The following is a 12,700-nucleotide window of genomic DNA, read 5'->3' on the forward strand; positions in this document are numbered from 1 at the left end:
CAAATAGAGGTAAGTAGCCTTAATCATTCAAAAGCGTGATCCGTGGCATAACGAACCCGCAAGCCCGATGTTTCATAAGCACAGCATGTTAAACTAGCGAAATCATGCGACCACGCAGCAAGCGTCTTAATCAGGAATGAATTGATGGTAACAATGCTGGATGTCGCGCTACGCGCTGGCGTTTCTAAAGCAACGGTATCACGCGTGCTCAACGGGATTGGGCAAGTCAAAGAGAGCACCCGTGAACAGGTATTTAACGCCATGGAAGAGTTGGGCTACCGGCCTAACTTTTTGGCGCGATCTCTTGCCAATCGCAGCAGTAATAGCGTGGGTCTGGTGGTGTCTACTTTTGATGGCTTCTACTTTGGACGCCTGCTCCAGCAAGCTTCACGCCAGACTGAAGCCTGGGGTAAACAGCTGATTGTCACTGATGGGCACGACACGCCGCAAAAGGAGCTGGAAGCCGTTCAAATGCTGGTGGACAGGCATTGCGACGCTATTGTGCTGTACACCCGCTTTATGAATGAACGTACATTACTTTCACTCATGAATAGCATCAAAGTGCCACTGGTCGTCATTAACCGTGATGTAAGCCAGGCTCGCGATCGTTGCGTGTTCTTCGAGCAACAGGATGCTGCATTTCAGGCGACTGAATACCTCATTCAGCAAGGGCATCGCGACATTGCATGCATTACGGTGCCGATTTCCACACCAACTGGCCAGGCGCGCCTGATGGGTTATCGAAAAGCGCTCCAAAAGCATGGTATTGCCTTTAGTGAAGAGCGGGTCAAATATGGTGATTCAAGCATGGTGCTAGGTCATAAACTGTGTCAGGAATTGCTAGAAAGTCCCGTAGCATTTACCGCACTATTTGCCTGCAACGATGATATGGCATTGGGTGCATCAAAAGCTCTTCATCAGGCTGGTGTGCGAATACCACAGGATATTTCGTTGTTTGGTTTCGATGATGCGCCGAGCGCTCAGTGGCTGGAACCTGCGCTATCCAGTGTATATTTGCCTATCGACAGCATGATTACTACAGCCATCGACCAGGCGATAAAACTGGCAAACGGCGAGTCGCTTGAAGCAATCCCACCGTTTGTTGGCAAGCTGGTATTACGTGATTCAGTCGGCCCGGGCCCGTATTACATTTCCAGCGCCAGCAATTCCTGAATAGTCTGGCGGCGGCGAATCAGTCGCGCCGCGCCATTATCAAATAACACTTCAGGCAACAACGGGCGGCTGTTGTAGTTAGACGACATCGACGCACCATACGCCCCGGTATCGTGCAGTACCAGATAATCCCCCACCTGTACTGGCGGCAGCGCCCGAGTTTCTACTTTTCCGCCTTCCTGTTGGGTAAATACATCCCCCGATTCACATAATGGACCGGCAACGACAGTTTCGACTAACGGGAGCTCAGTCAACTCACGTCCATCACCCGCCAAAGCCGAAATATGATGGTAGCTGCCGTACATCGACGGGCGCATGAGATCGTTAAACCCGGCATCAATCAGCACAAAGTGGCGTGAGCCCATGTTTTTAACCGAACGCACCTGAGCCACCAGCACACCTGACTCCGCTACCAGGAAACGGCCTGGTTCAATTTCAAGTTTCACCGGATGCCCCAGACGCTGAGCAATTTTTTCACGTGCAGCATTCCACAATCCGTAATAGTGGTTAGTGTCGATAGTCTCTTCACCTTCACGATACGGAATAGACAAGCCGCCTCCCGCGGAAATCGCTTCCAGATCCTGACCAAAATCAATCACCTGCTGTACCATCGCACCACAAACACGCTCAAGGTGACCATAATCAACACCAGAACCAATATGCATATGGATACCGACTAAATGCAGTTTGTAGCGCTGGATAACTTCCAGTGCCTGCGGTAAATCTGCGTGCCAAATACCGTGTTTGCTGTTTTCGCCACCGGTATTGGTTTTCTGGCTGTGGCCATGGCCGAAGCCCGGGTTAACACGCAACCAGACGCGATGGCCTGGAGAAACCTCACCAAGCTGTTGCAACATATCGACGGAACCGGCGTTCACCGGAATCTGTTGTTCGGCGACCAGTTGCAGCGTCGGCTGGTCAATCATATCGGCGGTGAATACGATATCGTCGTGATTTTCCAGTGGCTTGTAACCTGCAACCAGCGCACGTTCAATTTCGCCCTGCGAAACGGAATCCACCTTCACGCCCTGCTCGCGCATCAGACGCAAAATATGAATATTGGAGCACGCTTTTTGCGCGAAGCGAATCACATCAAACTGACGCAGTTGAGCAATCTGCTGGCGAATAATTTCAGCATCGTAAACCCAGACTGGGCAGCCAAATTCGGCTGGCAATGCCAGCAGGTTTTGCGCATTCAAAGCAGTGTCGGTGTTATTCAGTGGGCGTGGCATGGTGGGCTCCGGCAACAATTTGTTTTTTGTATTACGCCACAGAGTGATGTGAAGAAAAAATATCGCTTTAGCAAGAGTCTATGCAAAACTGATATAGACAAAGGAGACCATCATGCCCTCAATAACTCTGCGCCATATTGAAATTTTCCACGCGATAATGACCGCCGGTAACCTCACCGAAGCTGCAGGGTTGCTTCATACTTCGCAGCCTACCGTTAGCCGCGAACTGGCAAGACTTGAGAAATTAATTGGTCTGCAATTGTTCGAACGTAGTCGTGGGCGTTTGCACCCGACAGTGCAAGGTTTACGGTTATTTGAAGAGGTGCAGCGCTCCTGGTACGGGTTGGACAGAATTCTGAGTGCCGCTGAGAGCTTACGTGAATTCCGCCAGGGCGAGCTCTCCATAGCCTGTCTGCCGGTGTTTTCACAATCATTCTTGCCAATGTTGATTCAACCTTTTCTGGCACGCTACCCGGAATTAAGTCTGAATATTGTGCCGCAGGAATCACCGCTGTTAGAGGAGTGGCTATCAGCCCAGCGCCATGATTTAGGGTTAACCGAAAACACCACAACACCTGCCGGAACGGAGCGCCAGACGTTACTGACGCTCAATGAAGTGTGCGTGTTACCCGCAGGGCATCGCCTCGCCGATAAAAAAGTACTCACACCGCAAGATTTCGCTGGGGAAAACTACATTAGCCTTTCACGCACAGACAGCTATCGCCAGTTGTTGGATTCACTATTTCAGGAGCACGACGTTAAGCGAAGAATGGTGATGGAAACACACAGTGCAGCCTCAGTTTGCGCGATGGTACGTGCGGGGGTGGGTGTATCGGTGGTCAATCCGTTGACCGCTCTGGATTATGCTTCAAGTGGCGTGGTCGCCCGCCGATTTAGCGTGGCGGTGCCGTTTACGGTGAGCCTGATTCGCCCACTTCACCGCCCTGCTTCCGCGCTCGTCAGCGCGTTTAGCGACCATCTGCAAAACAGTATGCAGATTTACATCGAGCCGCTGAATCAGCTGCTCGACACCTGAATTACTGCTCGGTTACCGGCTGATGGTGACCCGTTCCACTGCTAAAGTTAATCAGGCAAATGATAAGCCCGACAGCCGCAAGCCCTGCTGCCGCGACCGGAACGGCAGTCAGGCCAAAGCCGTGAGCAATAACTGTGCCGCCAACCCATGCACCGAGCGCGTTGCCAACATTAAAGGCCGCAATATTCAGCGTCGAAACCAGGTTTGGTGCATCTTTACCGTGCAACACAACGTTGATTTGCAGCGCGGGGACGGTTGCAAAAGCCGCTATTGCCCAAAGGAATAAGGTAATTTCCGCAAGCCACATTCCGTGGCTGGTCCAGCGAAACAGCAGAGAGAAGATAGCAATCAGGCTAAAACTCAGTATCAAACTAAAGGAAACTTTCCAATCTGCCAGACGCCCACCAAGGATATTGCCAACCGTTAAACCGGCACCAATCAAGAACAGTGTCCAGCTTACGCCTTGATGAGTCACTCCCGTCACCTGTAACAACATTGGGGCAATGTAGCTAAATAAGGTGAACATCGCTGCGGCAAAAAACACCGTCATCGCCAAAGAAAGCCAAAGCTTGCCATTAGCCAGTGCGCTGACTTCACGTTTAAGGTCGGTCGGCGCTTCCTCTTTCTGTGATGGCAGGCTGACAATCAGCGCAATAAAGGCAACCACACCGATAATCGCCACACCCCAAAACGTCGAACGCCAACCGTACAATTGCCCAAACCAGGTGCCAATCGGCACGCCCAACACATTGGCCAGCGTCAGACCGGTGAACATAAGTGCCACCGCTGATGCTTTACGATTAGGGGCAACCAGACTTGCAGCTACCACCGCGCCAATGCCGAAGAAGGCACCGTGGCACAGCGCGGTAATTATGCGAGCCAGCATCAGGAATTGGTAATTCAGCGCTAAGGCACACAGGATGTTACCGACAATAAAAATCACCATCAGTAGTACCAGTGAGAGTTTGCGTGGCAATCGTGCCGTAAGCAAAGCCATGATAGGTGCGCCAATCGCCACACCTAGCGCATAGCCACTAATCAACCAACCGGCTGTGGGAATAGAGATCGCCAGATCTCCTGCCACATCGGGCAATAGGCCCATAATAACGAACTCCGTCGTGCCGATGGCAAATGCACTCATCGCCAGCGCGAGTAAGGAAATAGGCATGGAATAACTCCAGGTTGCAGAAATAACAAAAGGCGGGAGAACTGTGTTCGACCGCCAGATTACGAGGATGTCAGAGGTGCAGCTTGTTTGGAAAAATGTGCGCTGCTTAACAAATTAATAACACAAAAAACGCCGGGGGTGACCCGGCGTACGCTAAGGATACTCTTTTTTATGGTTTAACCATTTGAAATACGAAATAAAAAAATATTACTCAGCCAGCATGAAATTCACCGCGTCGGCGGCGTGAATCGCTGCAGTATCGAAGACCGGGAGCGGGCAATCCTGTTGGTTTAACAGCAACCCGATTTCAGTACAGCCAAAAATCACACCTTGTGCACCCTGCCCTTGTAGCTTTTCAATTACTTGCTGATAGTAGCGTTTCGATTCTTTGGTGATTTTCCCAAGGCAAAGCTCTTCGAAGATAATCTGGTTGATACGCAAACGTTGAGGCTCTTCAGGGATAAGAGATTCGATACCAAACTCAACGTTCAGGCGGCCACGATAGAAATCTTGTTCCATGGTGTAACGCGTGCCAAGCAGCGCAACACGCTGCACATTTTGCGCAGTAATCGCACGGCCAGTTGCATCAGCGATATGCAAAAACGGCAGCCCACAGCGCGATTCAATATGGTGCGCGACTTTGTGCATCGTGTTGGTGCACAACACAATACCTTCCGCTCCGGCCTTCTGTAACCCTAACGCTGCCTGCGCCAGCATATCGCCAGCTAAATCCCATTCGCCTTTTGACTGGCAAGCTTCAATCTCATGAAAATCAACACTGTGCAGAACAATTTTCGCTGAATGCAGGCCGCCTAATCGTTCCTTAATGCCTTCATTAATTAACCGATAATAAGGAATGGTCGACTCCCAACTCATCCCGCCCAGCAAACCCATTGTTTTCATGACGTTTCACCTGTTAACTTTTATTACTTTGGTTATATCAGAGAGATTACCCGGCAGGAAAGCGTGATCTGCCTTACAAAACGCTGGAGTGAACTATCGTAAAAGAACTTTTCAAGATACGATTAATTAAATGAAACAACGTTTCACATAGAAAAGGATCGCGAATGTTCACTTTTATTAAAGATACCAAACTGGAAGATTTAGGTGCTGGCGTGAGCCGTCGTATTCTGGCGCACGACGGTAAAATGATGGGTGTGCAGGTTAACTTTGAAGCTGGCGCAATAGGCCCGATGCATAACCATCCACATGAGCAGTTGACCTACGTACTGTCCGGCGAGTTTGAATTCACTATCGGTGATGAAACTCACCGCGTTACAGCAGGTGATACTCTCTATAAAGCACCGCATGTGATGCATGGCTGCGTGTGCCTGAAGGCCGGTACTCTACTGGACACCTTTACCCCAGTGCGCGAAGATTTCCTGAAGTAAGATATAAAAAAAGCGGTGCCTGGGAAGGCACCGCTTGTGACTAAATCTAATTTAGATGTCTTCAATCAATGTGCATACGAGATGTGAATGCACCACGTACTAACACCACGCCTGAAGCGACAATCAAACCCACCAGTGTCGCCAATATGATAATCAGCGCTTTACCTGGACCATCTTTTTTCAGTGGCAACGAAGGCTGCATCTGGAATTGGTAAGGTTTGAAATCGATTTCGCCAAGCTTTATTGCTTCTAAGGAATTAAGAATGTGATCGCGGTTTTGTATTGATGCATTCAATTGAGCCACATCTTTAATCGACTGCTCAATCTTTAACTTTTCCGTAAGCCCTTTAGCGCCGAGCGCAACAGAGTAATCAGGGTCATCTTTTACCGCCTGCCCATTACTATATACAGGGTCTGTCAGGCCTGCAGCATTTGCTACCTGCAACGAATACCCCAAGCGCTCGAGGTTAACATTGTGCTGATTCTCAAGCGCAGCACGGTCCAATGCCAGTCTGTTTTTTTCAAATGCAATTTTCAGCTCAAGAGCATTTTTTACATTCGCGATAACGTCTTTGTTCACTTCAGCAGCAATAAACTCAACGTAACTTTGCAGCACCTGTTGAGCTGTTTCTGCATCTGGGGCGGTAAAACTTAGCGTCCAGGAAGTATAAGGGGCATTATCAGTTTTTTTCGGATCGATATTGTTTACTGCCTTGAATTTTTCAGAAACATTGGATATTGCGCGATATAGCGCACTCTTATCCACATCAGCATTTTCCACCAATGTCTGTACATAAGGAGATTTTGCCAGAAATTGCTCACGAAGTTCTTGCGATTCAAATTTCTTCAAAAACATATTATAGAGGCTACCCCCATCAATATTCGCATCCACACCAAGCACAGTAATGTCAACCATCGCACGGCGCAGCCCAATAACGTTTCTTGTTTCAGGCGGGGTGATAATCGCTTCGCTAGTCCATTTTTGCGGCAGTAGAAAACTGACAGCCAGCCCACAAAAGGCAAACAGTAGTGTAATGGTAATTATCTGTTTTTTTGCCGCATAAAGAGTGGACATCAGGCCTAGTAAATCGATCTCTTCGTGGCGAGGAGCCATAAGTGGGTATGGAGACGTGTTCTCTAATTGATTGGTTTTCATTTCTATAGAAGACATAACTGGCCAGTTTTTAAGTTATTGAGAAAAATACCCGTCTAACTTCCAGGAGCAGGAAATTAAGCAGCGCTTATGCCAAAGAATGAGAAATAGGTTGGGTTTTAAACCATAAGAAAGGCTGTTTATCTTTTCCTTGTGCATGTCACTGTCGATATCAAAAACTGACTTTAAATAACATAATTACCATCTGGTAACGCACTGATAACAAAGCCTTAACTCTGTAACGAAACGTAACTCTCTTTAATGAGGGGTCATTATTCCTAAGAATCAACTGAAAAACAACCACCAACTATTGCAGTTTAAAAACTAAGAATTACCTCCTTTCATTTTTCATCCAGAGCAAAACCTCGTTCATTTCACATTATCGAAACAGTGTTTCGACTTTGATCACATTTCCATCATGAATTGAATGACTCAGTTACAAATCGTAATAGGATTAATTAAAACGCTGTTTTACTAATCGGGAACCATGGTTCGCATGTTTATGAAATCTGGATGTAAATACAGAACACGAACAAACGACATGGATTTTTAATCTTTATTTATCAATCAATTATCAGGGAATGAATATGACAGGCACGCCCACCTCTTTCCGACCCATCCGTTTGGTTTCACGGGTGAGGCAATGAGTTTCGAGAACGATTTTTGCAAAAAACAATTTTTAAACCATTGATCGCCAGGTAGGTATGTATGAATGAAAACAAAATGCTGGGATTGGCATGGATTTCGCCCTACATAATAGGGTTGTTAGTCTTTACTGCCTTCCCGTTTGTTTCATCTTTCTTCCTCAGTTTTACTGAGTACGATTTGATGAATCCCCCGGTATTCACCGGTATTGAGAACTATCGCTACATGTTGACCGAAGATTCACTCTTCTGGAAATCCATGGGTGTGACTTTTGCGTATGTGTTTTTAACCATCCCGTTAAAACTCGCATTCGCACTCGGCATCGCGTTTGTGCTGAACTTTAAACTACGCGGCATCGGTTTCTTCCGTACGGCGTATTACATTCCGTCAATTCTTGGTAGCTCTGTCGCCATTGCCGTTTTGTGGCGCGCACTGTTTGCTATCGACGGCCTGCTGAACAGCTTTATTGGTGTGTTTGGCCTCGACCCGGTGAACTGGCTGGGTGAGCCGTCTCTGGCGCTTATGTCCGTTACGCTCTTACGCGTCTGGCAGTTCGGCTCGGCGATGGTCATCTTCCTCGCAGCACTGCAAAACGTTCCGCAATCACAATATGAAGCGGCAATGATCGACGGCGCGTCTAAATGGCAGATGTTCATGAAAGTGACCGTGCCTTTGATTACGCCGGTCATCTTCTTCAACTTCATCATGCAGACCACGCAGGCGTTCCAGGAGTTTACCGCACCGTACATCATCACCGGCGGCGGCCCTACTCACTACACCTACTTGTTCTCACTGTATATCTACGACACCGCCTTCAAATACTTCGATATGGGTTATGGCGCGGCGCTGGCGTGGGTACTGTTCCTGGTCGTGGCGGTCTTTGCCTCCATCGCCTTTAAGTCATCGAAATACTGGGTGTTCTACTCCGCAGATAAGGGAGGCAAAAATGGCTGATATCCAACCAAGCCAGCTAGCGGCTAAAAATGCGACGGACCTTGCAGAAGAAGAGATCGCGCGTACGTTGCGCCGTGAAAAAATCAGCCGCACCATCCGTTATGTCGTGCTGATTATTGTCGGTCTGTTGATGCTCTACCCGCTGGTGTGGATGTTCTCTGCGGCGTTTAAACCGAACCATGAGATCTTCACAACCCTCGGCCTGTGGCCGTCAAACCCAACTAGCGATGGCTTCGTCAACGGCTGGAAAACCGGTACTGAGTACACCTTTGGCCACTATATGTGGAACACAATGCAGTATGTGATTCCAAAAGTACTGCTAACCATTATCTCTTCAACGATTGTCGCTTACGGCTTTGCGCGCTTCGACATCCCGTTCAAGAAGTTTTGGTTCGCGACGTTGATTACTACTATGTTGCTGCCAAGCACCGTACTGTTAATCCCGCAATACCTGATGTTCCGTGAAATGGGCATGTTGAATAGCTACCTGCCGCTGTGGCTGCCAATGGCATTCGCAACCCAGGGATTCTTTGTCTTCATGTTGATCCAGTTCCTGCGTGGTGTGCCACGCGATATGGAAGAAGCTGCGCAGATTGATGGCTGTAACTCCTTCCAGGTGCTGTGGTATGTGGTGGTGCCGATTCTGAAACCGGCCATTATCTCTGTCGCCCTGTTCCAGTTCATGTGGTCGATGAACGACTTTATCGGGCCGCTGATTTATGTGTACAGCGTAGACAAATACCCAATTGCACTGGCGCTCAAAATGTCTATCGACGTGACGGAAGGCGCTCCATGGAACGAAATTCTGGCAATGGCGAGCATCTCCATTCTGCCATCGATCATCATCTTCTTCCTGGCTCAACGCTACTTCGTACAAGGCGTGACCAGCAGCGGAATTAAAGGTTAAGTGAGGGAATATCATGGCTGAAGTTATTTTCAACAAATTGCAAAAAGTTTACTCCAACGGCTTCCAGGCGGTTCATGGTATCGACCTGAAGATTGAAGACGGTGAATTTATGGTTATCGTCGGCCCATCTGGCTGCGCGAAATCAACCACCCTGCGTATGCTCGCAGGTCTGGAAACCATCAGCGGCGGTGAAGTCAGAATTGGCGACCGCGTGGTGAATAACCTGGCACCGAAATCTCGCGGTATCGCGATGGTGTTCCAGAACTACGCGCTGTATCCGCACATGACCGTGCGTGAAAACCTGGCCTTTGGCCTGAAACTCAGCAAGCTGCCAAAACAGCAAATCGAGTCCCAGGTGAATGAAGCGGCCAAAATCCTTGAGCTCGATGAGCTGATGGACCGTCTGCCGCGCCAGTTATCCGGCGGCCAGGCACAGCGTGTGGCTGTAGGCCGTGCGATTGTGAAAAAGCCTGACGTGTTCTTGTTCGACGAACCGTTATCTAACCTTGATGCCAAGCTGCGTGCGTCGATGCGTATTCGTATCTCCGACCTGCATAAGCAACTGAAGAAGAGCGGCAAGCCTGCGACCACCGTTTACGTAACCCACGATCAGACCGAAGCGATGACCATGGGCGACCGTATTTGCGTCATGAAACTGGGTCATATCATGCAGGTGGATACGCCAGATAACCTCTATCACTTCCCGAAAAACATGTTCGTGGCAGGCTTTATTGGTGCGCCAGAAATGAACATTCGCCCGAGCAAGCTGATTGAGAAAGATGGCCGTCTGCAAATTAGCGTCGGTCACGACACACTGGCATTAAACGAGCGCCAGCAGAAGCGTTGTGCTGAATACAAAGATCAGGACATCTTCTTCGGCATCCGTCCTGAGTTTATTTCAATCTCTGATGAACCGTTCGCTGAAAGCCATTCCAGCGGTGAGATGGTGCGTGTAGAGAATATGGGTCATGAATTCTTCATCTACCTGAAAGTAGCTGATTTTGAAATGACCTGCCGCATCCCTTCCGATGAAGCTAAGCCGATGATTGAAAAGGGTCTTCACCGTAAGGTGTATTTCAAGTTTGACATGGAAAAATGTCATATTTTCGACGCTAAAACTGAACAGAACATCTCTCTCTAACAGGATCTATCATAATGAAAAAAGTGCTGTTAAGTACCCTGATTGCTTCTACTTTAGGAATGGCTGCCGGCTCGGCATTTGCGGCAGATGATGTTGATTTACGTATGTCCTGGTGGGGTGGCAACGGTCGCCATCAGGTCACACTGAAAGCGGTGGAAGAGTTCCAGAAGCAACACCCAAACATTAAGGTGAAGTCTGAATACACCGGTTGGGACGGCCACCTTTCGCGCCTGACTACGCAGATTGCGGGCGGTACCGAGCCTGATGTGATGCAGACAAACTGGAACTGGCTGCCAATTTTCTCCAAAACCGGCACCGGATTCTACGATCTAAATACCGTGAAAGGTGAGTTGGATCTGACGCAGTTTGATCCGAAAGAGCTGCAAACCACCACCGTTGACGGCAAGCTGAACGGCATTCCAATCTCCGTGACTGCGCGCGTGTTCTATTTCAACGATGAAACCTGGAAAAAAGCGGGTGTTGAATACCCGAAAACCTGGGATGAGTTGATGGCGGCGGGTAAAACCTTTGAATCCAAACTGGGCAAGCAATATTTCCCAGTAGTGCTTGAGCACCAGGATACGCTGTCCCTGCTGCGCTCTTACATGGTGCAGAAATACAATATTCCTGAAATCGATACCGCGAAAAAGCAATTCGGCTACTCCAAAGAACAGTGGGTTGAGTTCTTTGGCATGTACAAAAAACTTATCGACAGCCACGTAATGCCTGATACCAAATACTATGCGTCATTTGGTAAGAGCAATATGTATGAGATGAAGCCGTGGATTGAGGGCGAATGGGCCGGTACTTATATGTGGAACTCGACCATTAAAAAGTATTCCGACAACCTGAAGCCACCAGCGAAACTCGAGTTGGGTTCTTACCCAATGCTGCCAGGTGCAACAGATGCCGGTATGTTCTTTAAACCAGCACAGATGTTCTCTATCAGCAAAACGACCAAGCACCCGAAAGAAGCAGCGATGCTGATTAACTTCTTGCTGAACGAAAAAGCAGGCGTGGAAGCGCTGGGCCTTGAGCGAGGCGTTCCGTTGAGCAAAGCGGCTGTGACCCAACTGACTGCTGACGGCGTGATTAAAGATAACGACCCGGCGGTTGCGGGCTTGAAGCTGGCGCAATCTTTGCCAAACAAACTGCCAACATCGCCTTACTTTGATGACCCGCAGATTGTTTCCCTGTTCGGTACTTCTTTGCAGTACATCGACTATGGCCAGAAAACCGTAGAAGAAACCGCTGCTGAGTTTGAACGCCAGGGTAACCGTATTCTGAAACGCGCAATGCGTTAATTAGCCTAAGTTTTTGGATAGATACCCTGCCCCGCTTGCGGTGCTGTCTCTTAGTCACAACTCACCCTGGCAATTTTGTCAGGGTGAGATCTGTAAGCCTCGTTGATTTTCCGTTCACCCGTGCGTTCAGTTATCTCTTTCATTCCCGAAAACGGTGAACGTATCAAGGAGATTACGCCATCTCCTTGATAATCCTGTCGCCCGGTCATTAAATTGCCGCTGCGCGGTAAACCCCAGCTTATCCCCAACATCAGAGTCGTTCGCGACTCGCTCCCGGCAGCTCAACCCTGACTTATGGCGAACACTGGGGCAATTTATACCGGGAATAAGGTCAAAACCGGCTCGGTGCTGTCTTTGGGTTTTGACGTTGACCTTAGGTTCCGGCTTCAATCGCGCCGTTTTTCACCCTTCAGTCGGGGTCACGTGGCCGGGAGCCACGTGAGTGAGCGATCGTCGGGAACGAGTCGCGAACGACCGCGAATGTTGGGTGAAAAACGGTGTTTACCGCTTGCGGCGATTGATTTGCCGGGAGTCCGGGTTCTTAGGGTGACGACGGTGGTCACCCTAAGACGTTCACCGGTACAGTGGCTATATAA

The 12,700-nt window shown here is 49.0% G+C and carries 11 protein-coding genes; 7 read left to right on the plus strand and 4 right to left on the minus strand.

The window, feature by feature from the left end:
• Window positions 1-144 precede the first annotated feature (144 nt).
• The gene (locus LVQ76_RS16505) at window positions 145-1,173 is read left to right on the plus strand and encodes a LacI family DNA-binding transcriptional regulator (protein ID WP_232922075.1); all 1,029 of its coding nucleotides are present in this window, start codon (window positions 145-147) and stop codon (window positions 1,171-1,173) included.
• Here LVQ76_RS16505 and lysA read toward each other — a convergent pair.
• Window positions 1,146-2,405, minus strand: coding sequence for a diaminopimelate decarboxylase (gene lysA, locus LVQ76_RS16510; protein WP_232922076.1), 1,260 nt, complete (start codon window positions 2,403-2,405; stop codon window positions 1,146-1,148). The genes LVQ76_RS16505 and lysA overlap by 28 nt on opposite strands.
• Before the next feature lie 112 nt (window positions 2,406-2,517).
• Between lysA and LVQ76_RS16515 the strand changes: the two genes are divergently transcribed.
• Window positions 2,518-3,441: a LysR family transcriptional regulator gene (locus LVQ76_RS16515; RefSeq protein WP_232905192.1), complete on the plus strand. Its 924-nt coding sequence runs from the start codon at window positions 2,518-2,520 to the stop codon at window positions 3,439-3,441.
• Between the two features lies 1 nt (window position 3,442).
• Here the strand turns inward: LVQ76_RS16515 and LVQ76_RS16520 are convergent, their stop codons facing one another.
• Complete coding sequence (locus LVQ76_RS16520; RefSeq protein ID WP_232922077.1) at window positions 3,443-4,609, minus strand: MFS transporter; 1,167 nt, start codon at window positions 4,607-4,609, stop codon at window positions 3,443-3,445.
• A 207-nt stretch (window positions 4,610-4,816) separates the two neighbouring features.
• Complete coding sequence (locus tag LVQ76_RS16525) at window positions 4,817-5,512, minus strand: aspartate/glutamate racemase (protein ID WP_232922078.1); 696 nt, start codon at window positions 5,510-5,512, stop codon at window positions 4,817-4,819.
• 164 nt (window positions 5,513-5,676) lie between these two features.
• Between LVQ76_RS16525 and LVQ76_RS16530 the strand changes: the two genes are divergently transcribed.
• Window positions 5,677-6,000 (plus strand): cupin domain-containing protein, encoded by a 324-nt coding sequence (locus LVQ76_RS16530; RefSeq protein ID WP_232922079.1) that lies wholly within the window; start codon window positions 5,677-5,679, stop codon window positions 5,998-6,000.
• A 61-nt stretch (window positions 6,001-6,061) separates the two neighbouring features.
• Here LVQ76_RS16530 and wzz(fepE) read toward each other — a convergent pair whose 3' ends face one another.
• The gene (gene wzz(fepE) / locus LVQ76_RS16535; RefSeq protein ID WP_232922080.1) at window positions 6,062-7,171 is read right to left on the minus strand and encodes an LPS O-antigen length regulator Wzz(fepE); all 1,110 of its coding nucleotides are present in this window, start codon (window positions 7,169-7,171) and stop codon (window positions 6,062-6,064) included.
• Between the two features lie 690 nt (window positions 7,172-7,861).
• On the opposite strand from wzz(fepE), the gene LVQ76_RS16540 reads away from it, so the two are divergent.
• The 4 genes from LVQ76_RS16540 to LVQ76_RS16555 are packed head-to-tail and all read left to right on the plus strand — an operon-like array spanning window position 7,862 to window position 12,104.
• Window positions 7,862-8,752, plus strand: a complete 891-nt coding sequence (locus LVQ76_RS16540; RefSeq protein WP_064560709.1) for a carbohydrate ABC transporter permease — start codon at window positions 7,862-7,864, stop codon at window positions 8,750-8,752.
• Window positions 8,745-9,659, plus strand: coding sequence for a carbohydrate ABC transporter permease (locus tag LVQ76_RS16545; protein WP_232865776.1), 915 nt, complete (start codon window positions 8,745-8,747; stop codon window positions 9,657-9,659). Before LVQ76_RS16540 ends, LVQ76_RS16545 begins: the two co-directional genes overlap by 8 nt.
• Before the next feature lie 13 nt (window positions 9,660-9,672).
• Window positions 9,673-10,800, plus strand: coding sequence for an ABC transporter ATP-binding protein (locus LVQ76_RS16550; RefSeq protein WP_232865777.1), 1,128 nt, complete (start codon window positions 9,673-9,675; stop codon window positions 10,798-10,800).
• 14 nt (window positions 10,801-10,814) lie between these two features.
• Window positions 10,815-12,104, plus strand: a complete 1,290-nt coding sequence (locus LVQ76_RS16555; RefSeq protein WP_232865778.1) for an ABC transporter substrate-binding protein — start codon at window positions 10,815-10,817, stop codon at window positions 12,102-12,104.
• Window positions 12,105-12,700 lie beyond the last annotated feature (596 nt).

It is taken from the genome of Buttiauxella cochleicola, from assembly GCF_021283185.1.
Taxonomy (GTDB): Bacteria; Pseudomonadota; Gammaproteobacteria; order Enterobacterales; family Enterobacteriaceae; genus Buttiauxella; species Buttiauxella massiliensis.